At 74.2% G+C, this 24,111-nt stretch carries 18 protein-coding genes and 1 pseudogene; 14 read left to right on the top strand and 5 right to left on the bottom strand.

Annotation, left to right across the window (positions count from 1 at the left end; translation table 11 throughout):
- Window positions 1-3 precede the first annotated feature (3 nt).
- The 3 genes from ACZ6NC_RS08265 (at window position 4) to ACZ6NC_RS08255 (ending at window position 4,137) form a co-directional block, all read left to right on the top strand.
- Complete coding sequence (locus ACZ6NC_RS08265) at window positions 4-609, top strand: ArsR/SmtB family transcription factor (protein ID WP_465730206.1); 606 nt, start codon at window positions 4-6, stop codon at window positions 607-609.
- Entirely contained in the window at window positions 606-1,904 is a 1,299-nt protein-coding gene (locus tag ACZ6NC_RS08260; protein WP_465730204.1) for an MFS transporter, read from the top strand. Before ACZ6NC_RS08265 ends, ACZ6NC_RS08260 begins: the two co-directional genes overlap by 4 nt.
- Window positions 1,905-2,163: 259 nt before the next feature.
- Window positions 2,164-4,137, top strand: coding sequence for an FUSC family protein (locus ACZ6NC_RS08255; protein WP_465730202.1), 1,974 nt, complete (start codon window positions 2,164-2,166; stop codon window positions 4,135-4,137).
- 18 nt (window positions 4,138-4,155) lie between these two features.
- Here ACZ6NC_RS08255 and ACZ6NC_RS08250 read toward each other — a convergent pair whose 3' ends face one another.
- Window positions 4,156-5,571: an amidase gene (locus ACZ6NC_RS08250; protein ID WP_465730200.1), complete on the bottom strand. Its 1,416-nt coding sequence runs from the start codon at window positions 5,569-5,571 to the stop codon at window positions 4,156-4,158.
- Between the two features lie 187 nt (window positions 5,572-5,758).
- Between ACZ6NC_RS08250 and ACZ6NC_RS08245 the strand changes: the two genes are divergently transcribed.
- The 5 genes and pseudogenes from ACZ6NC_RS08245 to ACZ6NC_RS08225 all read left to right on the top strand — a co-directional run.
- Entirely contained in the window at window positions 5,759-6,106 is a 348-nt protein-coding gene (locus ACZ6NC_RS08245; RefSeq protein WP_465730198.1) for a GntR family transcriptional regulator, read from the top strand.
- Complete coding sequence (locus ACZ6NC_RS08240) at window positions 6,103-7,095, top strand: DUF1648 domain-containing protein (protein WP_465730196.1); 993 nt, start codon at window positions 6,103-6,105, stop codon at window positions 7,093-7,095. The genes ACZ6NC_RS08245 and ACZ6NC_RS08240 overlap by 4 nt, the downstream gene beginning before the upstream one ends.
- A 145-nt stretch (window positions 7,096-7,240) precedes the next feature.
- Window positions 7,241-8,410, top strand: a complete 1,170-nt coding sequence (locus ACZ6NC_RS08235; RefSeq protein ID WP_465730194.1) for a serine hydrolase domain-containing protein — start codon at window positions 7,241-7,243, stop codon at window positions 8,408-8,410.
- A gap of 264 nt (window positions 8,411-8,674) precedes the next feature.
- Entirely contained in the window at window positions 8,675-10,714 is a 2,040-nt protein-coding gene (locus tag ACZ6NC_RS08230; RefSeq protein WP_465730192.1) for a SpoIIE family protein phosphatase, read from the top strand.
- Between the two features lie 76 nt (window positions 10,715-10,790).
- Window positions 10,791-11,855 (top strand): annotated as a pseudogene (locus ACZ6NC_RS08225) (amidohydrolase); the annotation flags it as partial.
- A gap of 24 nt (window positions 11,856-11,879) precedes the next feature.
- Here the strand turns inward: ACZ6NC_RS08225 and ACZ6NC_RS08220 are convergent.
- Window positions 11,880-12,251, bottom strand: coding sequence for a hypothetical protein (locus ACZ6NC_RS08220; protein WP_465730190.1), 372 nt, complete (start codon window positions 12,249-12,251; stop codon window positions 11,880-11,882).
- Between the two features lie 156 nt (window positions 12,252-12,407).
- Window positions 12,408-12,611: a cold-shock protein gene (locus ACZ6NC_RS08215; protein WP_042388274.1), complete on the bottom strand. Its 204-nt coding sequence runs from the start codon at window positions 12,609-12,611 to the stop codon at window positions 12,408-12,410.
- A 429-nt stretch (window positions 12,612-13,040) separates the two neighbouring features.
- On the opposite strand from ACZ6NC_RS08215, the gene ACZ6NC_RS08210 reads away from it, so the two are divergent.
- Window positions 13,041-14,711 carry a serine hydrolase gene (locus ACZ6NC_RS08210; RefSeq protein ID WP_465730188.1) on the top strand — a complete coding sequence of 557 codons (1,671 nt, stop codon included), beginning with the start codon at window positions 13,041-13,043 and terminating at the stop codon, window positions 14,709-14,711.
- A gap of 84 nt (window positions 14,712-14,795) precedes the next feature.
- A complete protein-coding gene (locus ACZ6NC_RS08205; protein WP_396322423.1) occupies window positions 14,796-15,020 on the top strand; it encodes a hypothetical protein in 225 nt (74 codons plus the stop codon).
- A gap of 146 nt (window positions 15,021-15,166) precedes the next feature.
- Here ACZ6NC_RS08205 and glmS read toward each other — a convergent pair whose 3' ends face one another.
- Window positions 15,167-16,993, bottom strand: a complete 1,827-nt coding sequence (glmS, locus tag ACZ6NC_RS08200) for a glutamine--fructose-6-phosphate transaminase (isomerizing) (protein ID WP_465730186.1) — start codon at window positions 16,991-16,993, stop codon at window positions 15,167-15,169.
- 35 nt (window positions 16,994-17,028) lie between these two features.
- Window positions 17,029-17,313, bottom strand: coding sequence for a hypothetical protein (locus ACZ6NC_RS08195; protein WP_396322425.1), 285 nt, complete (start codon window positions 17,311-17,313; stop codon window positions 17,029-17,031).
- Between the two features lie 237 nt (window positions 17,314-17,550).
- Between ACZ6NC_RS08195 and asnB the strand changes: the two genes are divergently transcribed.
- From asnB to ACZ6NC_RS08175, 4 genes are all read left to right on the top strand, one after another.
- Window positions 17,551-19,401 carry an asparagine synthase (glutamine-hydrolyzing) gene (gene asnB / locus ACZ6NC_RS08190; RefSeq protein WP_465730184.1) on the top strand — a complete coding sequence of 617 codons (1,851 nt, stop codon included), beginning with the start codon at window positions 17,551-17,553 and terminating at the stop codon, window positions 19,399-19,401.
- Window positions 19,402-19,616: 215 nt separating this feature from the next.
- Window positions 19,617-20,747, top strand: a complete 1,131-nt coding sequence (locus ACZ6NC_RS08185) for a hypothetical protein (RefSeq protein ID WP_465730182.1) — start codon at window positions 19,617-19,619, stop codon at window positions 20,745-20,747.
- A gap of 123 nt (window positions 20,748-20,870) precedes the next feature.
- The gene (locus tag ACZ6NC_RS08180) at window positions 20,871-22,292 is read left to right on the top strand and encodes a pyridoxal phosphate-dependent decarboxylase family protein (RefSeq protein ID WP_465730180.1); all 1,422 of its coding nucleotides are present in this window, start codon (window positions 20,871-20,873) and stop codon (window positions 22,290-22,292) included.
- 102 nt (window positions 22,293-22,394) lie between these two features.
- Window positions 22,395-23,825 carry a GNAT family N-acetyltransferase gene (locus ACZ6NC_RS08175; RefSeq protein ID WP_465730178.1) on the top strand — a complete coding sequence of 477 codons (1,431 nt, stop codon included), beginning with the start codon at window positions 22,395-22,397 and terminating at the stop codon, window positions 23,823-23,825.
- Window positions 23,826-24,111 lie beyond the last annotated feature (286 nt).

Raw genomic sequence — 24,111 nt, 5'->3', positions numbered from 1 at the left:
GCCATGATCGAGCACCCGGACCAGCCGACCCCGCCCGCCACGCCGCACCGCCGGCTCGACGCCACGAGCCTGCGCGGCCTGGCCCACCCGTTGCGGATGCAGATCTTCGAACTGCTCAACCTGGACGGCCCGTCCACCGCGACCCGGCTCGCCGAGCAGCTCGGCGAGAACACCGGCACCGTCAGCTGGCACCTGCGCCACCTCGCCGAGCACGGCTTCATCGAGGAGGAGACCGGCCGCGGCACCAAGCGCGAACGCTGGTGGCGCCGGGTGCCCGTGGCCAATCGGCTCGACACCACGGACTTCCGCGACGACCCCGCCAGCCACAGCGCGCTCACGCTCTACGTGCACCAGGTGGTGCAGAACTCCTTCAACCGGGTCACCTCCTACCTCGACCAGGAGTGGGAGGACGAGTGGCGCGACGTCGGCACCGTCTCGGACTGGAGCCACCTGCGCCTGACGCCCACTCAACTCCGGGAGCTCAACGATGAGTTCGCGGCCGTCATCGCCCGCCACACCCCCAGCCCGGACGCCGCGCCCGACCCTGACGCGCTACCGATCGTGGTGCAGCTCCAGTCCTTCCCGCGCCGGGCCCGGGGTGCCGAGTGAGCCCCGCCGCCCGCGGCGGGCTGCTCCGCCGCCACCGGGACTTCCGCCTGCTCTGGTGCGGTGAGACCGCCGGGAAGTTCGGCGCCTCCGTCACCGGGGTGGCACTGCCGCTGATCGCCGTCTCCGATCTGCACGCGTCAACCTTCGAGATCGGCCTGCTGAACGCCGCCGCCTGGGCGCCCTGGCTCCTGATCGGCCTGCCAGCCGGCGTCTGGGTGGACCGCTTACCACGCCGGCCGATCATGCTGGCCACCGCCGCGGCCTCACTGCTGCTGTTCGCCGCCGTCCCGCTGGCCGACCGGCTCGGCCACCTGAGCATCGGCCTGCTGCTGACCGTCTCCCTGCTGACGGGCACGGCCGCGGTCTTCTTCCAGACCGCCTACACCGCCTACCTGCCCGGCCTGCTCGACCCCGCCGACCAGCCCGAGGGCAACGCCAAGCTGCACGGCAGCGCGTCCGCCGCCCAGATCGCCGGGCTCGGCTCCGGCGGCCTGATCGGCCAGTTCGCGGGCGCGGTGAACGGCATGTTCGCCAACGCCGCCACCTTCCTGCTCTCCCTCGTCTGCCTGGGCCGGATCCGCCACCGCGAGACCCCCGCCCCCCGCAGGGAACGGGCGCTGCGACGCGAGATCGGCGAAGGCCTGCGCCTGGTCGCCGGCGACCGCTGGCTGCGCACACTGACGCTCTTCGGCGCCGCCTCCAACCTGACGCTGATGGGGTACCAGTCGATCCAGGTCGCCTTCCTGATCCGCGAGGTCGGACTCGCCTCCGGCACCGTCGGCGGGCTGATCGCGGCCACGGCGAGCGGCGGCGTCGCCGGGGCGTTCGCCGCCCGCCGGATCGCCGCCCGGATCGGCACCGCCCGCGCGATGCTCCTCTTCGAGCTGGGCCTGCCCGGCCTCGCGCTACTGATCCCGCTCACCACCGACGGGGCGGGCGTGCTGCTCTACGTCACGGGCGGGCTCAGCGTCTCCGCCGGGGTGGTGGCGGGCAACGTGCTCAAGTCGAGCTTCCAGCAGAGCTACTGCCCGCCCGAGCTGCTCGGCCGCCTCGCCGCCAGCGCCGCCGTCCTCAACTACGGCACCATCCCGCTCGGCGCGGTGCTCGCCGGCATCCTCGGCACGACGCTCGGCCTGCGCCCCGCGATGTGGATCGCCACCGCCGGCGTCCCGCTCGCCGCCCTGATCCTGCTGTTCTCCCCCGTCGGCCGCACCCGCGACCTCCCGGCCGCCCGCCGCGCGGACCGGACGGAGGAGGGGGCGGACGGCCACCCGAAGGCCTCGGCGCTGCGCTGACCCGCCTCCCTCCGGGGCCCTCGCCGGTGACGGCGGGGGCCTGCGCCATTTGCGCACTCGATACAAAAGGCAAGCCCGACGCCGAAGCCCCGAAGCCGATACCGGCCGCCCGGGCCTCCGACCCGCCGGCCGCCCGCTCCGAGGCACGGGGACGCCAGGGCCTGTCCTACGGCGTGCCGGTGCCCGGCCGGCCCAGCAGGTCGGCCGGCGCGCCCGGGGCAACCGGGCCCGGACGCCCCCGGAGCCGTACGTTTCTCGTATGGCACGGAGCTCACGAGCCGGCCGGCTCGTACCCCCCAGCTGGCTCACCGCCGGCCTGCGACCGCACTCCGCGCCGATCCCGTGGGCCGCCGTCGCCCGGGCCGCCGTCGCGCTCTCCGCGCCGCTCGCGGTCGGACTGGCCGCCGGAAACCCCGGCTACGGCGCGCTGGTGTCGATGGGCGCGCTCTCCGCCGTCATCGGCGACACCGCCGACGCGTACCGGATGCGGCTCTTCAACATCGCCGTCCCCCAGCTGTTCGGCGCCCTCGGCGTCACCCTCGGGACGCTGGTGTACGGGGAGGGGTGGACGGCCGTCGCCGTGCTCACGATGACCGCGCTGGTCTCCGGCATGATCTCCTCGATCGGCGCCGTCGCCTCCGCCTCGGGGCTGCTGCTCCTGCTCAACGCCGTGGTCGGCGCCGGCCTGCCGATGCCCGCCCCCTGGTGGAAGCCGCCGTTGCTGCTCACCCTCGGCGGCCTGGTCGTGCTGATGCTCACCCTGTTCGCCTGGCCGCTGCGCGGCGGCGTGCCGGAGCGGACGGCGGTCGCCGGGACGTACCGGGCCGTCGCCGACTTCCTGGAGGAGGCGGGCACGTCCGCGCACGACGAGCGGCGGCAGGCCGTCACCCACTCGCTCAACCAGTCCTACGACCTGCTGCTCGCCCACCGCGCCCGCCGGCACGGCCGCTCCCCGGTGCTCGCCCTGCTGATCGCCCAGCTCAACGCCTTGGTGCCGGTGGTCGAGGCCGGTTCGGCGGCCAAGCTGCGGCCGGCCTCGCTCGGCCCGCTGGCACCGGCGTACCCGGCGGCGGTCCGCGAGCTGGCCACCGCCGTCGAACAGGGCCGGCCCGGCGCGCTCCCGCTCGACCTGCCGCCGCCGACCGGCCCCTCGGAACGCGCCATCGACCAGGCGCTGCACTACGCGGCCGCCGTCGCCCACGAACCCTCGCCCGACCCGTTCGGCCCGGCCGACCGCCTCGGCCACCCCGCCGCGTTCCGGGTCCGCGCCCGGCGCACCGCGCGGGCCGCGCTGCTCTCCGGGGCGTCCTGGCGCTACGGCCTGCGGCTGGCCCTGTGCATCGGCCTCGCCCAGGTGCTGGTCTCGACGCTGCCGGTGCCCCGCTCCTACTGGGTGGCGCTGACCGTCACCTTCGTCATGAAGCCCGACTTCGGCTCCGTCTTCTCGCGCGCCGTGCTGCGCGCGCTCGGCACCGCGGCCGGGCTGCTGATCGCGATCCCGGTCCTCGCCGAGGTGCCCCGCGGGTGGTGGGACGTGCCGATGACGGCGCTCCTCGCGATGCTGATCCCCGCCGCCTCGGCCAAGGGCTACGCGTTCCAGACCGCCGCCATCACCCCGGTCATCCTGCTCCTCTCCGACCTGATCAACCATCAGGGGTTCCAGCTGGTGCTGCCCCGGCTCTACGACTCGCTGATCGGCTGCGCGATCTCGCTGATCGCCGGCTACCTGCTCTGGCCGGAGTCCTGGCACACCCGGATCGGCGACCGGCTCGCCGACGCCGTCGCGGACACGGTCTCCTACGTCACGCTGGCCTTCCCCGCCACCCCCGGACGGGACCAGGCCGTCCGGCTGCGCTACCGGCGCCGGCTCTACCGCGACCTTTCCGCCGTCCGCTCGGAGTTCCAGCGCGCGCTCACCGAACCGCCGCCGACCGGAGCGCGGGCCGCCGCGTGGTGGCCGCTGGTGATCGCCGTCGAGCGGATCGTGGAGGCCACCACGGCCGCCCGGGTCCGGGTCGACCACGGCGTCCCGGCACCGCCCTCGGCCGAGGTCGCGGCCGTCGTCCGGGAGCTGGGCGACCTGGTGGACGCCCTGCGCGCGGGGGCGTCGCCGGCGGCCCCGGTGAAGGCGGACGGCTCGGACGAGCCGGACGAGCAGCGGGACGGCGTGCTGGCCCCGCTGCACCAGGAGGTCCGGGCCGCACGGGCGATCGCGGCCCCCGGCCCGGGCTGAGGGTTCGGCCGAACCGCCCTACGAGACGCCCTGGTCCTGGATCCGCTGCCAGGGCCGGTCCGCCTCCAGTGCGAAGGCCAGCTCCAGCAGCAGCCGCTCCTGGCCGTGCGCCGCCGACAGGTGCACGCCGACCGGCAGGCCGTTGCCCGTCGGCTCGGCCGGCAGTGAGATCGCCGGGCCGCCCGTCACGTTGTTCACCGGCGTGAACGCCACATAGCGGTGCAGCCGGTCCAGCAGCTCCTCGAAGGCGACGTTCGGGCTCAGGTGCCCGATCGGCGGCGCCATGTGCGCGAGCACCGGCGAGAGGATCACGTCGTGGTCCCGGAACAGCCCCGCATACGCCGCCTCGGCCTGCCGCAGCCGGCGCAGGACGCCCGGCGTCTTCATGAACTCGCGGTGGAAGGTGCGCCTCAGACCCGTGGTCAGGCCGTCCAGCTTGCGGGCCTGGAAGCCCGGGTCCAGCAGCACCTTGCCGGTGGTGGCGATCAGAAAGGCGATGTAGCCCCAGTAGAGGGTGAAGTCCCGGGAGAACTCCTCGCCGAACGGCAGCACGGTGGGCGTCACCTTGTGCCCCAGCGCCTCCAGCCGCCCCGCCGTCCGCTCCACCGCGTTCCGGGTCGGCCCGTCGGTGGCCGCCACCGGCGAGTCCAGCACCAGCCCGACCCGCAGCGGCCGGTCGCCGGGCCCCTCCACCAGGCCGAGCGGCGGCAGCGCCGGGTTGCGGTGGTGGCGCTCGGCCGCCGCGAAGAAGGCGGCGGTGTCCCGGACGGAACGGGTGACCACGCCGTCGGTGACCAGGTCGATCGGCAGCCGCCGGCCCTGGTCGTTGGCGACCATCCGGCCCCTGGTCGGCTTCAGCCCGACCAGCCCGCAACAGGCCGCCGGGATCCGGATCGACCCGCCGCCGTCGTTGGCGTGCGCGATCGGGACGACGCCCGCCGCGACCAGCGCCGCCGCCCCGCCCGAGGACGCCCCCGGCGAGTGCGAGGGCCGCCACGGGTTGCGCACCGGCCGGGCCTCGGCGAACTCGGTCGAGGCGTTGAGGCCGAACTCCGGCAGCCGGGTCTTGCCGAGTACGGCCAGCCCCGTACTGAGGAACTGCTCGGCGAAGCCCGCCGTCCGCCGCGCCGGCTTGGCCCGGAACGCCGAACTCCCCTGCCCGGTCGGCATTCCGCGCAGGTCCACGTTGTCCTTCAGATAGCTCGGCACCCCGAACAGCGCACCCCCGTCACCGGCCGGCGCCGTCCGCGGCTGCCCGTACGCGGCGAACGCGACCGGCGCCAACGCGGCATCGACCCGCTCCGCCCGCGCCGCCGCGGCCGCGGCGAGCTCCGCCGGACTGACCTCCCCGGCCCGCACCAACGCCGCCAGCGCCACCGCGTCGTGCTCCCCCAGCGCATCGTCCCCGAACGCGTGGACCCGCTCCTGCGCCATACGAACTCCCCATCCCCTACCAGCCGGTAATACCGCGCGAGTTCCGCAGTCTAGGCGTGGGGAGTCCGTCCGGACACCCCGCCGAGACACGCCGCGACCCGCGAGACGCCGCCACCCCGCCGGCTCCTCCCCGTCTGCTCCGGAAGAAGCCGCCCATCATCTGAATGGTGCTACTGTCGATAGCATCATGCTGCTGAAGCTGGATCTCTCCGACAGCCGCCCCCTGCACGAGCAGGTGGCCGGTGCGATCAGGCGCGCCATCGCCGAGGGCGAGTGCGCGCCGGGCGACCGGCTGCCGCCCGCCCGGGAGCTGTCCCGGGCGCTGGGCGTCAACGCCAACACCGTGCTGCGCGGCCTGCGCGCGCTCCGGGACGAGGGTGTGCTGGAGTTCCGCCGCGGCCGCGGGGTGACGGTGGCCGCAGGCGCCGACCAGCGGGCCGAACTGCTCGTCCAGGCAGCCGCGTTGGTCGCCGAGGCCGCGCGGCTCGGCTACAGCAGGACCGATCTCGTCGAACTGATCAGGAGGCTGCCGTGAACGGCGGGGGGAACCGGAAACGTGGTGCGTGGTGGAGTGCTGCCGCCTGGACGGCGGGGGTGCCGGCCGCCCTGGTCGCACTGCCCCTGGCGGCGGCCGGCCGGCTGCCGGACGAGGTGGCCACCCACTGGGGCGCGGGCGGGCGCCCCGACGGCTCGATGCCCTTCTGGGCGGTGCCGCTCTTCCCCGCCGGGATCTGGGTGGCCATGGTCCTGGGGCTGGCCCTGACCGTGCGGCGGGTCGGCCCGGCGGCGCGGTCCTGGTCCGGCGCGGCGCTGCTCGCCGGGGGTGTCCTGCTCACCGGCGCACAGGCCTCGATCGTGCACGCCAACCTGGACCGGGCCGCCTGGACGGACGCCGGCTCGGTCGGCCCGGAGGTCTTCGCCATCCTGGCGGCATCGGCCCTCGCCGGCATGCTCGGCCGGCTCGCCGGCCGCCGCGCCACCCCGCCCCCGTCCCCCGCCGGGGCCGACGGGACGCCCGGCCGGGACGGCGGCCCGCAGCTCGACATCCCCGCCGGGGAGCGCTTCGCCTGGCTCTCCCGCACCGTCAACCCCTGGCTCCAGCTGAGCGCCACCCTGGTCGGCCTGGCCGCCGCCGGTACCGCGATCGCCGCCACCGCCGGCCTGGCCGACGCACTGTGGGCCGTCGCTCTCCCGCTCGCGATCGCCGCCGTCACGATGTTCGGCTGTTCCTCCGTCCAGGCCCTGGTGACGCCGAAGGGCCTGGAGGTCGCCTTCGGCCCGGCCGGCTGGCCGGTGCGCCGCTGGCCGCTCGACGCCATCGAGTCGGCCCGCGCCGAGCAGCGGACCCCGGCCCAGGTCGGCGGCTGGGGCTACCGCTTCAGCGGTCTGGGCACCACGGTGATGCTCCGTAGCGGCGGCTGCCTGGTCGTCCGCCCGCGCAAGGGCACCGACTTCGCCGTCAGCGTCGACGACGCCGAGCGCGGCGCCGCGCTCCTCAACTCGCTCACCACCCGGCACCCGTGAAGTGACCCCGCACCGACCCGCTCCCCGCTCCCCGCTCCCCGCTCCCCGCTCCCCGCTCCCCGGAATGATCTCGGCCGGCCGGAAGTTGACGCCTCGGCAGGCCGGTGACCAGCGGCCTGAGCAGGTCCGGTACCGAGGGGGAACCATGTCGAGCAGTGCCGCCGTCCACGGGAGTGTCGCGCCCGGATTCGAGGAGGTACGCGCGGAGTTCACCGCCGTCGCGGCCGCCGGGCCGGACAGCGGCGGCGCCCAGCTGGCCGTCCACCTCGACGGCCGCCGCGTGGTGGACCTCTGGACCGGCGAGGGGGTGTCGGGCGAGTCACTGTTCGCCCTCTACTCCTCCGCCAAGGGCGCCGCGCACCTGGTGGTGGCGCTGCTGGCGCAGGAGGGCGTGCTCGGCCTCGACGACGAAGTGGCCCGCCACTGGCCGGAGTTCGCGGCCGAGGGCAAGGGCAGGATCACCCTGCGGCAGGTGCTGGAGCACCGGGCCGGGCTGATCGGCGTCGACGGCGGCTTCACCGTCGAGGAGCTGGCCGACGACCGGCGGCTGGCCGCCCGGCTGGCCGTGCAGAAGCCGTACTGGGAGCCCGGTTCCGGGTACGGCTACCACGCGTTCGTGATCGGCGCGCTGACCGGCGAGGTGGTCCGCCGCCGGACCGGCCGCTCGATCCAGGAGCTGTACGAGGAGCGGATCCGGGCGCCGTACGGGCTCGACTTCCACCTCGGCCTTCCGGCCGGGCTGGAGCCGCGCTACCTGCCGGTGCTGCCCGCGCTGCTCACCGCGGAGCAGGAGGCGGCGGCCGGGGCGCCCGCGCCGGACAGCCTCACCGGGATCGCCTTCAACCTGAACGCCACGCCGCCCACCGACCTGGTCGCGTACGCCAACACGCGTGCGGTGCGCGCGCTCGGCCCGGCCTCCACCGGCGGCGTCGGCAACGCCCGTGGCCTGGCCGCGCTGTACGCGGCGGCGGCGAGCGGGCTGGACGGCCGGCCGCCGCTGCTCTCCCCGGAGACGATCGCCGAGTTCGGTCGCGTCCGCACCCACGGCACCGACCTGGTGACCGGCGAGCGGGACCACTTCGGCCTCGGCTTCGAGGCGCAGAGCTCCCGGTACCCGTTCCTCGGCCCGGAGGCCTTCGGCCACAGCGGCGCGGTGGGCGCGCAGTCCTTCGCCGACCCGCGCAGCGGCATCGCCTACAGCTACACCCGCCGCCGGTTCGCCTTCGGTGAGGGCGGCGGCGCCTCGGAGAACCACCGCCTGGCCGCGGCGGCCGTCCGCGCCGCCGGGGCCGCCCGCACCACGACCGGCCGGTGACCGGCCCGCCGCCGGAGGAGCGGAACGCCTCGGCGCTGCACGCCGGTCTGCCGCGCCGAGGCGTGCCGAACGCCTTCCGTGTGCGACACGTCGGCCGCCGGGGCGGCTCTGCGACGCGCGGGCGCCCGGTCCGCCGGTAGCGTGCGGGTGACGGCCGCTGTCGGTCACCGCTGCTCGCCTCCCCGGCCGTCGATGCCGTCGATCACCGAGCGGCCGCGGCGCTGCGCGTGCCCCGGCCGTGCACCGCCGAAGGGGACGACACGGGTGCCCGAGCCACAGCTGACTCCGGAGGTCTTCGACCGGGCCATCGTGGCGATCGCCCTCACCGCGGGGCCGGAGCACCGCCTGGTCTACCGCAACGACGCCTTCCACGACCTGTTCGGCCCCCGGCCGATGGGGGTGCCCATCCGGGAGGTGTTCACCGAGCCGGGGGTGGACCGGTTCTTCGAGACCCTCGACCTGGTCCGGGCCGACGGAACGGCCCGCCAGGTCACCACGCCGCGTACCGTGGAGACGGCCGAGGACGATCCGGAGGGGCACCGGCACTTCGTCTACAGCTGCTCGCCGGTCTCCTCCCGCTTCGGGCCCGGCGTCCTGGTCAGCGCGATCGACACCACCGCCGAGGTGCACTCCGCCCAGCGCGCCGAGCGGCTCTCGCTGGACCGCCTGTACGCGCTCCAGCGCTACGAGGCGCTGATGTCGGCCGTCTCCCAGCTGGTCTGGCTCACCCGTGCGGACGGCACGATGGCCGAGCTGGTCCCGGGCTGGGAGGAGCTGACCGGGTACCCGTGGCGGGAGACCATGGACGAGGCGTGGTTCGAGCTCATCCACCCCCGGGACCGGGAGGCCCTGGCCCGGCGCTGGCTGGACGCGGCGGAGGGCGAGCCGACGATGTTCGAGCACAGTTTCCGGGTCCGCACCTCCTCCGGCGAGTACCGCCACGTCGCCTCGCGGGCCGTGCCGATCGTGCGCGACGGGCAGCTGGTGGAGTGGATCGGTGCCACCTCCGACATCGAGGACCGCTGGCGCAACCGGCTGCGCGAACGCCTGCTCGCCCGGGCTGTCGCGGTCACCGAGGCCTCCCGCCCGGAGGACGCCTTCGCGGCCGTCGCCGACCTGGTGGTGCCCGACCTCACCGACGCCTGCACGGTGTTCGTACTCTCCGGCCGGGAGCACTCGTCCCAGCCCGACGAGATCCGCGGTACCCGGATCGCCTCCACCGCCCGGCCCGGTCTGCCGCCGCTGCCACCGCTGCGCCAGCAGACCTTCCTGCTCGGGCCCTCGGCCAGGCAGGCCGTCGCCGACCGGGCCCCCGCCCTGCTGACCTTCCCGGCCGGCCACGTCCCGCCCGGCCTGGTCCCCGAGGAGTCGGCACGGTGGCTGGCCGCGGCCCGCGCCACCAGCCTCACCCTGCTGCCCATCGTGCTCGACGGCGCCACCGTCGCCCTCGCCGCGGCGGCCGGCTGCGACGACACCCCGCCGCCCGGCCGCGCCGACATCGAGCTGCTCCAGGAGGTCCTCCAGCGCGCCCAGGTGCCGCTGCGCCAGACCCTGGAGCTCCAGCGCACCCGGCACGCGGCGCTCGTCCTGCAGCGGGCCCTGCTCACCGCCCCGCCCACCGTGCCCGGCGCCGAACTCGCCGCCCGCTACCAGCCGGGGAACCGCGCCGCCGAGGTCGGCGGCGACTGGTACGACGCCTTCGTGCTGCCCGACGGCTCGCTCGCCATGACCATCGGCGACGTGGCCGGCCACGACCTCACCGCCGCCACCACCATGGGCCAGCTGCGCAGCATGCTGCGTTCCATCGCCTACAACCGCACCCACCTGCACACCCCGGCCGACGCCCTCGCCGGGCTGGACGCCGCAGCCGACGGACTCGGCGTCGCTGTCTTCGCCACCGCCGTCCACCTCCATCTCGCCCTGACCACCGACGGCGGCTGGCAGGCGGCCTGGTCCAATGCCGGCCACCCGCCTCCGCTGCTGCTCCCGGCCGACGGCCCGCCGCGCTTCCTCGACGCCGACGAGGCCGACGTCCCGCTCTGCGTGGCCCCCGCCGAACCGCGCCACACCCACCGCACGCCGATCGCCCCCGGCGACACCGTGCTCCTCTACACCGACGGGCTGATCGAGGTCCCCGGCGAGAACCTGGCCACCGGGCTGGCCCGGCTGGCCGCCGCCGCGGGGCAGGCGCACGGCCTGCCGCTCAACGCCCTCTGCGACCGTCTGCTCGCCGACGTCCCCGACGCCCGCGACGACATCGCCCTCATCGCCTTCCGCGCCGCCACCGGACCCCCCGACGCCTGACCCGACGAGCACGCCCCGGCCCGCGCCGGCACCCGAACCGACCGGCTTCCTCACCGACTTCGCGGTCCGCGGCCTCTCCCGCGACGGACACCGCGCGCTGCGCGCGGCGGGCGTGCCCTGGGCCCACCCCGACCGCCAGTACGGCCGGCTCGCCGCCAGCCTCGACCCGGCCGCCCGCTACGGCATCACCACCGTGGTCGAACCACAGAACTCCCTGGACGACCTGGCCCTGTTCGAGCGCGCGATCGCCGAGGGCCGGCTCCGCTCCCGCCTGGTCGCCGCACTGTTCCACCCCCGGGGCACCACCGAGGCGGAGCTCGCCGAGTTCGCGGCGGCGGCGCGGCGGCACGACGGCGACCGGTTCCGGGTCCGCCCGCTGAAGCTCTACATCGACGACGTGGTGGAGCCGCACACGGCCGCACTGCTGGAGCCCTACGCGGGCCACCACAGCCACCGGGGCGAGACCTTCTACCCGGCCGAGGAGTTCGCCGAGGTGCTGGCCCGCCTCGACGCGGCCGGCTTCCAGGCCTTCGTGCACGCCACCGGCGACCGCGGCATCCGCACCGTGCTGGACGCGGTCGAGCACGCCCGCCGGGTCAACGGCCCCCGCGACGCCCGCCACCAAGTGGTCCACGTCGAGTGCCTGGACCCGGCCGACGTGCCGCGCTTCGCCGAGCTGGGCGTGGTCGCCTGCATGCAGCCCCGGCACTGCTCCCCCGACATCGCCGGCCCGGGCAAGGACTGGGCCGAGGCGGTCGGCGAGCAGCGCTGGTCCAAGGCCTGGCCGATGCGCAGCCTCCAGGACGCCGGCGCGGTGCTGGCCTTCTCCAGTGACTGGAACGTCGCCGAGATGGATCCGCTGGTCGGTCTCTACACCGCCGTGACCCGCCGGGGGCTGGCCGGCGGCGAGGCGTGGATGCCCGGTGAGACCGTCCCCCTGGCCGCCGCCCTGCGCGGCTACACCCTCGGCAGCGCCTACGCCAACTTCCTGGACGACCGCGTGGGCTCGATCACCCCCGGCAAGCTGGGCGATCTCGTCCTGCTCTCCGAGGACCTCTTCGGCCTGGACCCGAAGGCCTACCTGGACGCCCGGGTCGACCTCACCGTGGTCGGCGGCGAGGTGGTCCACCAGGCCGGCTGAGCCTGGGCCGGCCCCCGGCGCCGGTCACTGGTCCGAGTAGCCGAGGTCCCCGAGGGTCCAGCTGGAGACGTCCTCGATCGCGATCCGGTACATCCCACCGGTGTGCGGGAGACCGAAGTCACCCTGGAGGATCCTCGCCAGATGCAGGTGGAGGTGGGTCACCGGGGCGGTGCCGGGGGCCGGGGCGTCGGCCGGGTCGGCGAAGAGGGGTGCGAACGGCTTGAGGCGGTCGGAGGCTTCAAGGACCTCCGCGACCCGTTCGCGCCAGACGGCTTCGGCGGCGAGCCGTCCCGTGATGACCGCTCCGGGAACAACGACGGTGATCGGCATCTGGTTGCTGCCCGTCGACTCCACCATCGCGGTGATGCCGGTCAGCAGCGGATCCGGTTTCGGCATACCTCCAGACTAACGGAGCGGCCCCGCCGGGGGCAGTGGCCCGCGGCGGGGCCGGAAAACGCCGAAAGGCCTGCACCGGCCGAATGGCTCGGTGCAGGCCCGTGCTGTTCGGCCGTCACCGCCCGAAAATGGGCGGGTGCCGCTCAGCGGTTTTAACTACAGCGGGCGAATGTTCTCCGCCTGCGGGCCCTTCTGGCCCTGCGTGACGTCGAACTCGACCTTCTGGCCCTCAAGCAGCTCGCGGAAGCCCTGGGCGTTGATGTTCGAGTAGTGGGCGAAGACGTCCGGGCCGCCACCCTCCTGCTCGATGAAGCCGAAGCCCTTCTCCGCGTTGAACCACTTCACAGTGCCATTAGCCATGAAAAATCTCCTTGAAAGGCAAATGCGGGTCCTGCACCTCGCAGGGGCCCGTGTCGCCGCGATGAGGCCCACCCGAAGAAGAAATCGGGAAAACAAAAAATGCGCCAGCGGTCACAACCGGCAGGCGCACACAAAGTTCATGGGAACCAAAACTGCAACTGACATCGACTGTAGCAGGTACCGCACCGAAGCGGCGTTTTTTTCCTCGCACGGCCCGCCCGCGCCCCGCCCGGCGTCCACCCCGGTGTCGACGGCGGTGTCCGGGGCGCCTCCGGGGCGGCTTCCGGCGGCTCGACCGAGCGGGTGGATTGCGCGGACCCCGACGCGCGGCAGCGGCCGGGGCCTGCGGGCCCGGCCAATACTCACGCCGTGATCGCAGACGGCGGCGCGCCGAACGGGGCCGCGCCGTCCGGACGAGGGAGGACCTTGATGCACCGTCACGGCGCAGCCCGTCGGACCGCTCCCCGGCCGGTCCGGACCGGGCCCGGGGCCCGTACCGCCGTGCCGCTGCTGGCCGGTCTGCTGCTGGCCGGCCCGTCGCTGGCCGCGTGCACCTCCGCGGCCGCGACCGATCCCGCCGCCGCCCCCGCCCAGAGCCCGTCCTCCGCACCGGCCACCGCGCCGCCCGCCCAGCCGGCCCCCGAGCTGACCGGTGACCGGGTGTCGTCCGCCGTGGCCAGGATCGACGGCTATGTGCGGGACGCCATGGCCAAGACGGGTGTCCCGGGCGTCGCCGTCGCCGTCGTCCACCAGGACAAGGTCGTCCACACCAAGGGCTTCGGCGTCCGCCAGGTGGGCAAGCCGGACACCGTCGGGGCGGACACCGTGTTCCAGCTCGCCTCGCTCTCCAAGCCGCTCTCCTCGACCGTGGTCGCCGGGGTGGTCGGCCAGAAGACGGTGAAGTGGGATGACCCCGTCACGGCCCACGATCCGGGTTTCGCGCTGGCCGACCCGTGGGTGAGCGGGCACGTGACGATCGCCGACCTCTTCTCGCACCGCAGCGGCCTGCCCGACCACGCCGGGGACCTCCTGGAGGATCTCGGCTACCAGCGCGACTACATCCTCCAGCACCTGCGCGACGAGCCGCTCGCACCGTTCCGGGCCAGCTACGCGTACACCAACTACGGCCTCACCGAGGCGGCGGTGGCCGTGGCCAGGACCAAGGGCGTGGCCTGGGAGGACCTGGCGGCCGACGTGCTCTACAAGCCGCTGGGCATGGACTCCACCAGCTCGCGCCGCTCCGCCTACGACAGCGCGGCGGACAAGGCGGTGCCGCACGTCAAGGCCGGCGGCGGCTGGCAGGCGAGCACCACCAACAACGCCGACCCGCAGGCCCCGGCGGGCGGGGCGAGCTCCACGGTGAACGACCTCGCCCGGTGGATGCGGCTGCAAATGGCCGACGGCAAGCTCGACGGCAGACAGGTCGTCGACGCGGACGGGCTGCACGAGACCTGGCTGCCGCACAGCGTCACCGGCCCGCCGAGGGCGCCCGCGGGCACCCCCGGCATGTACGGCCTCGGGTGGAACGTGGGCTACGACACCCACGGCCGGCTCCGGCTGAACCACTCCGGGGCCTTCGAGCTGGGCGCGGGCACGGTCGTCACCATGCTGCCGTCCGAGCACCTCGGGATCGTCGTACTGACCAACGGCCAGCCGATCGGCCTCGCGGAGGCCGTCGCCTCGGAGTTCTTCGACCTCGCCGAGAACGGCCGGGAAACGGTCGACTGGCTCGGCTTCTTCGGCAAGCTGGTCCCCGCCGCGGCCCTGACCGGCGTCTCGCCGACCGACTACACCAAGCCGCCGGCCGGCGCCGCCCCCGCCAAGGCCGACGCGGCCTACGTCGGCACGTACGGCAACGGCCACTACGGACCGCTCACCGTGAGCGCCGGGGACGGCGGCCTGGTGATGACCCTGGGGCCGGACAGCAAGCGGTTCCCGCTCCAGCACTACAGCGGCGACACCTTCAGCTTCCGGACCCAGGGCGAGAACGCGGTCGGGCTGTCGGGGGTGACGTTCACGGTGGGGGCCGACGGGACGGCGTCGACCGTGGTGGTCGAGCAGTTGAACCAGGAGGGTCTCGGGAGCTTCACCCGCGGCTGAAGGCCCGCGCGAAACATTCGGTGAAAGGAATTCGGGAGGCCGTCCCGGCGCGTTCGGGGCCGTCCGGGGCGCATACTGGCAGCAATGACGAACGCACCCGTGCCCAGGCGCCATCTGCCCACCAGTCCCTTCCGAGCCAAGGTGCCCCCGCCACCGAAACACTTCGCCGTCGACGATCGGGTGTCCCACGACGAGTACGGCCTCGGCCGGGTCGTCGCCGTCGAGGGCGGGGCGACCGCGGTCCTCGTGGACTTCGGCTCGCAGGAGAAGAGGATCACTGCGCCCTTTGCCAAGCTCTACCTGCTGTGACACTCCCCCATCCGCTCTGACGCCGCCGGCCCGTCCGGCGGCACAGCACTCCGGAAGCCCACCGAGCCCCAGAAGCCCGGCGGGCTTCCGCGCGTCCGGGCCCGGCCACCGCACGGCGACCGGGCCCGGACGGACGGCACGACGACCTACTCGACGGTCACGCTCTTGGCCAGGTTGCGCGGCTTGTCGACGTCGCGCTTGAGCGCCACGGCGGCGTGGTAGGCGAGCAGCTGGAGCGGGATGTTGAGGAGCAGCGGGTCGAGCTCGGGCTCGTTCTTGGGCACCAGGATGCAGTGGTCCGCGAGCTTGGCCTCGGGGCGGCGGTGGGCGATGGCCACCACGCGGCCGGAGCGGGCCTTGATCTCGCCGAGGGTGGTGAGGTTCTTGTCCAGCAGCTCGTCGTCCGGTACCAGGGCGACGGTCGGCAGCTCGGGGCTGATCAGCGCGAGCGGGCCGTGCTTCAGCTCGCTGGCGGGGTAGGCCTCGGCGTGGACGTAGGAGATCTCCTTGAGCTTCTGCGCGCCCTCGCGGGCCACCGGGAAGCCGCGGACCCGGCCGATGAACATCATGCCCTCGGACTCGGCGTACTCGGCGGCGAGTCCGGCGATGTCCTCGCTCTGCGCGAGGATCTCCCGGATCTGGTCCGGCAGCGCCTTGAGGCCGGCCACGATGCGGCGGCCGTCGGCGGGCGAGAGGTCGTGGATACGGCCGAAGTGCAGGGCGAGCAGCGCGAAGGCGATGACCGTGGAGGTGAACGCCTTGGTGGAGGCGACCGAGATCTCCGGCCCGGCGTGCAGGTAGATGCCGCCGTCGCACTCGCGGGCGATGGCGCTGCCGACGGTGTTGACGACGCCGAGCACGCGGCCGCCCTTGCGCTTGATCTCCTGGACGGCGGCCAGGGTGTCGTAGGTCTCGCCGGACTGGCTGACCGCGACGTACAGGGTGTCCGCCTCGATCACCGGGTTGCGGTAGCGGAACTCGGAGGCGGGCTCGCTGTGGGCGGGGATGCGGGCCAGCTCCTCGATCAGCTGGGCGCCCATCTCACCGGCGTAGTAGGCGGAGCCGCAGCCGAGGATCTTGACCCGGCGGATCTCGCGCAGCTCGCGGGCGTCCAGGTTGAGGCCGCCGAGGTGGGCGGTGGCGAACCGCTCGTCGAGCCGGCCGCTGAGGGTGCGCTCGACGGAGCCGGGCTGCTCGTGGATCTCCTTGAGCAGGAAGTGCTCGTAGCCGCCGGTGTCGTAGGAGTCGATCTCCCAGTCCACGGTGGACGGCTGGCGGTGGGTGGTGCGGGCGTCCTCGGTGAAGGTGCGGAAGCCGTCGGCCCGGACGGTGGCCAGCTCGCCGTCCTCCAGGTGGACGACCTGGCGGGTGTAGCGGACCAGCGCGGAGACGTCGGAGGCGGCGAACATCTCCTTCTCCCCGATGCCGAGCACGATCGGGCTGCCGTTGCGGGCGACCACGATCCGGTCGGGCTGGTCGGCGTCGACCACGGCGATGCCGTAGGTGCCGACCACCTTGCCGAGCGCGGCGCGCACGGCGTCCTCCAGCTCGGCGCCCTCGGCAGCGTGCGCGGCGATCAGGTGGGCGAGCACCTCGGTGTCGGTCTCGGAGCGGAAGACGGCGCCCTCGGCGGTGAGCCGGGCGCGCAGCTCGTCGGCGTTCTCGATGATGCCGTTGTGGACGACGGCGATGCGCTCGGCATTGTCCAGGTGCGGGTGGGCGTTGGCGTCGCTGGGCACGCCGTGGGTGGCCCAGCGGGTGTGGCCGATGCCGGTGGTGCCCTTGAACCGGGCCGGCACGGCGGCGGCGAGGTCGGCGACCCGGCCCTTGACCTTGCGGACCTTCAGGCCGCCGGTGCGGCCGGTGACGGCCACGCCGGCCGAGTCGTAGCCGCGGTACTCCAGCCGGGCCAGGCCCTCCAGCAGGAAGGGGGTCGCGTCCTTGGGGCCGATGTAGGCCACGATTCCGCACATCTGGATGACTCCTTCGTGAGACAGGGGGGCGGCACTCAGCCGTACACGATCCGGCGCAGCTGCCGGGCCGAGAGCCCGGGCGCCGCGACCCGCCGGGCGGGCAGTTCCTCGGCGAGCCGGGCGAAGATCCGCTCGTTGGTAAGGCCGCGTGCCTGGAGCTCGCCGTGGCGGCGGCGGACGTACTCCTCGGTCGTCTCGGAGAAGTACGCCAGGACCTCGGCCACCACCCGCGCCGCCTCGCGGGGCCCGAGCGGGCTGGTCCGGGTGAGGTGGGCGAGCAGGTCTTCGTGAGGGTGCGAGGCGCCGGGTGAGCTGGACACGAATGAGGACTCTAGGCCGGACCGATCGGAGAGATCAAAGATCCTGCCCGAATTCGGGCAGATCTTGAGACTTTCGGCTCAAGGAACACCGCCGGTTGCCCGCCCGATACGCCCTGGCAAGCCCGGCATGGATTCATCACCTTGTCGACACACCCTTGTAGCGGCACCGGATCGCCACGTAGCGTGACTCTCCGCATACGTATCGGAGATGCGTATCGGAAGACCGGAGGCTTGCTGATGTGCGGGATCACCGGATGGGTCGCCTTCGACCGCGACCTCACCGCCGAACGTCCAGTGCTCGACGCGATGACGGCCACCCAGCTCTGCCGCGGCCCGGACGCCCACGGGGTCCACCTGGAGCGGCACGCCGCGCTCGGCCACCGCCGCCTCGCCGTCATCGACATCGAGGGCGGCACCCAGCCCATGACGGTCGAGCACGACGGCCGGGTGCTGGCCGCCCTCACCTACAGCGGGGAGGTGTACAACCACCGGGAGCTCCGCGCCGAGCTGACCGCCGCCGGCCACCGCTTCCGCACCCGCAGCGACACCGAGGTGGTGCTGCACGCCTACCTGGAGTGGGGCGACGGCCTGGCCGAGCGACTGAACGGCATGTTCGCCTTCGCGATCTGGGACGCCCGCGGCGAGGAGCTGCTGCTGGTCCGGGACCGGATGGGCGTCAAGCCGCTGCACTACTGCCCCACCCCGCACGGCGTGATCTTCGGCTCCGAGGTGAAGGCCGTGCTCGCCCACCCCGACGTCCGGCCCGTGGTCGACCTCGACGGGCTGCGCGAGATGTTCGCCGTCACCAAGACCCCCGGCCGCTCGGTCTACCGGGGCATCGTCGAGGTGCAGCCCGGCCACGTGGTCAGGGTCCGCCACGAGGGCATCTCGGTCCGCCGCTACTGGGCGCTGGAGGCCCGCGAGCACACCCACGACCTCGACACCACGGTGGCCACCGTCCGGGCCCTGCTCGACGACATCGTCCACCGCCAGCTGGAGGCGGACGTACCGCTCTGCTCACTGCTCTCCGGCGGCCTCGACTCCAGCGCCGTCACCGCCCTGGCCGCCAGGGCCCTGCGCGCCGCCGGCGCCGGCCCGGTGCGCTCCTTCGCGGTCGACTTCACCGGCCAGAGCGAGCACTTCCGGGCCGACGAAATCCGGTCCACCCCGGACGGCCCGTACGCCCGGCTGCTGGCCCGGCACGTCGGCGCCGACCACAGCGTCATCGAGCTGGACAGCGCCGAGCTCACCGACCCGGCGCAGCGCGCCGCCGTCCTGCGCGCCCGGGACATGCCGGGCGGCTTCGGCGACATGGACAGCTCGCTGCTGCTGCTCTTCCGCGGCGTGCGCCGGCACTCCACCGTGGCGCTGTCCGGCGAGTCCGCGGACGAGCTGTTCGGCGGCTACCGCTGGTTCCACGACCCGCGGCTGGTCGCCGCCGACGACTTCCCGTGGGCGGGCGCGGTGACCCAGCTCGGCGGGCCGGGCACCGGGCCGCGCGAGCAGCTGCTGGACCGCGGGCTGATCGGCAAGCTCGACGTACACGAGTACCGGCGGGCGCGCTACCGCGAGGCACTGGCCGAAGTCCCGCACCTGCCGGACGCCGACCCGGTGGAACGGCGGATGCGGGAGATCTCGTACCTCAACCTCACCCGCTTCGTCTGCATCCTGCTGGACCGCAAGGACCGGATGAGCATGGCCAACGGCCTGGAGGTCCGGGTGCCGTTCTGCGACCACCGGCTCGTCCAGTACGTCTTCAACACGCCCTGGGCGATGAAGTCCTTCGACGGCCGGGAGAAGAGCCTGCTGCGCGCCGCCGTCCGGGACGTGCTGCCGGACGAGATCGCCGACCGGCTGAAGAGCCCGTACCCCGTCGTCCAGGACCCGCGCTACCCGGCGCTGCTGCGGGCCGAGCTCGCCGAGCTGGCCACCGACCCGGACGCCCCCGTCCTCGGACTGCTGGACCGCCGGGCGCTCGGCGACGCGCTCGCCCCGGACACCGACCCGCAGTCCGTCCGACTCGGGGTCGACCTGGCGCTGGACCTCAACGCCTGGCTGACCGAGTACCAGGTCTCGCTGGAACTCTGAACCGCCGTCACCACCGGGGCGGCACGGCGCGGGCCCCGTCCGCGGCCGCGCCGTCCGGGTGGTGACCCCCGGCCATCCCGCTTCGTTGAGCGGGTACGACGTGCGATAGCGTCGCCGACACCTCCCGAATGGCGGCCGAAAACACGGTTTCGCAGCCCCGTGCCGTCAGGATGGGGAGCGAACCGTCCGTCTCGATCCGCCGGGGGATCTCCGCCATGCAACCGCGAGCATTCGCGATTCTCACCGCCCTCCTGCTGGGGGTCCTGGGCCTGGGGTCGGTGGCCGTCACCGACTGGACGCCCGCCACCCTGGCGGCCGCGTCGGCCACCCCCGGGACGGCCGGCCCGGCGGGTTCGGGCGCACCGCCCGCCGGCGGCGCGCAGACGGCCGGGGCGACGGCCACCCCGACCGGCGACCCGGCGGTCTGGACGCGTTCGACGCTGCGGAACAAGCTGATGGCCGAGATGGAGGCCACCGACCCCGGCGTCGCGCTGGCCGACCTGGACAAGATCTCCAAGGCGCAGCCGTACACCGTCCGGTTCTGCCACCCGATCGCGCACGAGCTCGGGCACCAGGCGGTCAAGCGGTACAACGCCGACTTCCAGAAGGTCATCTCCTTCCCGCACGAGACCTGCGCGGCCGGGTACCTGCACGGCGCGGTCGAGGAGATGCTGAACGCCTCCGCCCAGCCCGAGGTGGACCTGCTGAAGCTCTGCGCGCCCAAGAACAGCGGGCCCTGCATCCACGGCGTCGGCCACGGCACGATGTTCGTCGCCAAGCAGGACGTGGCCAAGGCCCGCGACCTGTGCAACAAGTTCACCACCGACCAGAACCGGATCCGCTGCTCCGAGGGCCTCTTCATGCAGCTGTTCGGGCCGGACGAGGAGGACGAGAAGGCGAAGGCGAACCTGCCCGCCGACAAGCTCGCCCAGGACCCGCTGTACCCGTGCAAGGACCAGCCGGCGCTGTTCCAGTCCGCCTGCTTCTTCTACGCGCCGACCTTCTACCTCTCCTCGCACGACTACCCGAACCACCCCGAGGTGTACGGCGACGCGCTGAAGTGGTGCCTGGGCGGAAAGGCGTCCGGCGGGGCCGTGGACTGCAGCCGGGGCGTCGGCTCGCGGACCATGAAGTACAACCTGGACCGCGAGGACTGGGCCGCCCAGCAGTGCGCCACCGCCGCCGACGGCTGGCAGCGCAAGGCCTGTGCCGAGGGCCTGGTCAGCTACTACACGGTGAACTACACGGACGGCGGTGCGGCCGGCCGGCTCTGCGCCAAGATCACCGACAAGGAGATGCAGGGCTACTGCCGCTCCGCGAGCGGGCTCTCCGCCTCGCTCGACTGAGCACCCGCGCCACCCGAAGGGGCCCGCACCGCACGGTGCGGGCCCCTTTCCGTAGGATCGGGCCCGATCAGGTGCGCCGAGGACGCCGCGCCACGAGGCCTCCCCCACCCGCTGGAGCACCCCGTGACCTCAGAGGACTTCCGCGCCGCCGCGCACACCGCCGCCGACCTCGTCAGCGACTACCTCGCCGAGCTGCCCGCCCGCCCGGTCTGGCAGCCGATGGACGACGCCGCCCGGCAGACCCTGCTGGACGCGCCGCTGCCGGAGGACGGGCGCCCGCTCACCGAGCTGCTGTCCGCCATCGAGCGCGATGTCCTGCCGTACCCGATGGGCAACGGCAACCCGCGCTTCTTCGGCTGGGTCAACTCCGCCCCCGCCCCAGCCGGGGTGCTGGCCACCCTCGCCGCCTCCGCGATGAACCCCAGCTCGGCCGGCGGCGACCACGCCGACGTCCACCTGGAACGGGCCGTCGTCCGCTGGATCGCCGAGCTGGTGGGCTTCCCGCACCCGGCCGGCGGCGGACTGCTCACCTCCGGCACCTCGATGGCGACCATCGTCTGCCTGGCCGCCGCCCGCAACCGCGCCGCCCGGCTGGCCGGCCACGACATCCGCGAGGAGGGCCTCGCGGGCCTTCCGCCGCTGGTCGGCTACGTCAGCGGGGAGACCCACTCCTGCGTCCGCAAGGCCGCCGAGCTGCTGGGCCTCGGCAGCCGGTACCTGCGTACCGTCGCCACCGGCCCGGACGGCCGGCTGGACCCCGCCGATCTGCGCGCCGCCATCGAGCGCGACCGGGCCGCCGGGCTGCTGCCCTTCCTGGTCGTCGCCTCCGCCGGCACCGTCGGCACCGGCGCCGTGGACGCCTTCCACCCGCTCGCCGACCTCTGCGCCGAGCAGCGCCTGTGGCTGCACGTGGACGGCGCCTACGGGGCCTTCGGCGTGCTGGACCCGGCGATCGCGCACCGCTACGCCGGGCTGGAGCGGGCCGACTCGCTCGCCCTCGACCCGCACAAGTGGCTCGGTGTACCGGTCGACTGCGGCTGCGCGCTGGTGCGCGACACCGAGGAGCTGCGCTCCGCCTTCAGCCTCGTACCCTCCTACCTGCGCGACGAGGCGGCCGGCGCGCTCGGCTGGTTCTCCGAGTACGGCACCGAGCAGACCCGCCCGTTCCGCGCCCTCAAGCTCTGGGCCACCATCGCCCACCGCGGTCGCGACGGCCTCGCCCGGGACATCGCCCGGTGCACCGCGCTCGCCCGCCGCCTCGGCGAACTCGTCGAGAAGGACGGAGAGTTGGAGCTGCTGGCCGAGGTGCAGACCTCGATCGTGGCGTTCCGCCACCGCGCCCCCGGGCTGGACGAGGCCGCACTGGACGCCGTCAACCGGGAGCTGCCGGTGGCGGTTCAGCGGCGCGGCCGGGTCTTCGTCACCGGCGCCCGGCTCGACGGCCGCGAGATGCTGCGCGCCTGCCTGCTCAACGCGGACACCACCGAGGCGGACCTCGAACTGCTGCTCACCGAGGTCAAGGCCGCCGCCCGCGAGCTGCTCTGACGCAGGCACCCGCCCCGGAGGCGAGCGGGTGAGTCACCGACATTAACCGACAGGTCACGGGGGATTCGTGATCGTGAAACACCGGGGCGGCAGATTGATGGCATGGAGCACACGGAGCAGCTGACGACGACCGGACCGACCTCGACCCCGACGCCGACCCCCTCCCGTGCCCAGCGGCGCGGCGCCAGAACCCCTCGCTGGCGCCGCGACACCGTGGAGCTCGCCGCGGTCTTCCTCTCGGTGACCGCGGCCGACCTGGTGGCCAAGGTCGTGGTGCACGGCCCGGACGGCCCGGTGGTGCTGGCCGCCTCCGCGGTCGCCCTGGTGGCCACGGCGCTCTTCCACACCTGGTGGTCGCACCGCCACCACTTGCACGGGCCGCCGGCCCCGGACGCACCCCCGGCCGTACCCGGCGCGCCGGAAGCCGCGAAGGAGCCGTTGAAGGGGCCGCTGCACGACTTCGAGCAGACCACGCTCTGGCGGGTGCGCACCACCGTGCAGGACTCCCCCGGCAGCCTGGCCCGGGTCTGCCTGGCCTTCGCGGAGCGGCAGGTCAACATCGTCTCGATGCAGTCGCACCCGCTGCCCAGCGGCACCGTGGACGAGTTCTTCGTCCGCGCGCCCCGGACGCTGACCCGGGCCGACCTGGCCGCGCTGGTGGCGGCGGCCGGCGGGCACGACATCTGGAGCGCCCCGGCCGACGCGCACGACCTGGTGGACGTGCCCACCCATGTGCTGGCGCTGGCGACCCGCACCGCGCTGGACGCCGCCGAGCTGCCGATCGCGCTGCGCCAGCTCTTCGGGCAGTGCACCATCCGGCAGTACCCGGGTGCGGCCAAGCGCGGCGGTGCCGGGGTGGACGGGCATGTGATGCGGCTGCCGGTGCCGTCCGGTGACCTGATCGAGCTCAGCCGCCCGCACCTGCCGTTCACCCCGACCGAGTTCGCCCGGGCGCAGGCCCTGGTGGAGTTGGACACCCTGCTCGGCCCCCGGGTGCCGGACGTCCGGGCCAGGCTGGCCCAGCCCGCCGGGGCCGACCTGACCGTGCGGCGCGCGGACGCCGGTGACAAGGCGGCGGCGCTGGCCATGCACCACCGCTGCTCCCCCGACACCCTGCGCAAGCGCTACCACGGCCCGGTCCGGGACGCCGACCGCTACCTGGACCACCTGCTGGACGCCCGGCACGGCCAGACGCTGACGGTGGAGGCCGCCGACGGGCGGATCGTCGCCCTGGGGCACCTGATGTGGGACGACGACAGCGCCGAGGTCGCGGTGCTGGTCGAGGATGCCTGGCAGCGGCGCGGGCTGGGGCTGGACCTGATGCGGCGGATGTCGGCGCTGGCCCTGGAGGCCGGTGTGGAGACGGTGTACGCCGTGACGCAGTCCTCCAACACCGGGCTGATCGCCACCATGCGCAAGCTGGCCGCCCCGCTGGACTACCAGGTCGAGGAGGGCACCCTGGTGATCACGGCGCACCTGGCCGAGGCGGCCGAGGAGCTGCCCGTCCCCTGGCCGACCCGGCCAGGCAGGTGATCGTTTCTTCACCACATCCTCACGGCGCACCCCGGGCCGGACGGCGACCCCGCCGTCCGGCCCGGTCGCGCTCCCGCCCACCGGGAACCGCCGGGCGCCACAACAGCGTCCCCAGCAGCGAAAGGCCCGTCCGTACACCGCCTTTCCTGACGGCACGTCAGGGGCCCGCCGGCGGGCCCGCCGGGGCCGTCGCAGCAGGCGGCGCGGGGTCCGGATCGTCGAGCCGGGCGGCGGAGTCGGTAGGCTGGCCCCGTCCCCGCCGCCCGACGGCCCGTTATCCGGCCCC

Source organism: Kitasatospora sp. NPDC041988 (genome assembly GCF_055588525.1).
Note: the sequence above shows the minus strand (reverse complement) of the source record. Positions and strands in the feature narration are given on the sequence as shown.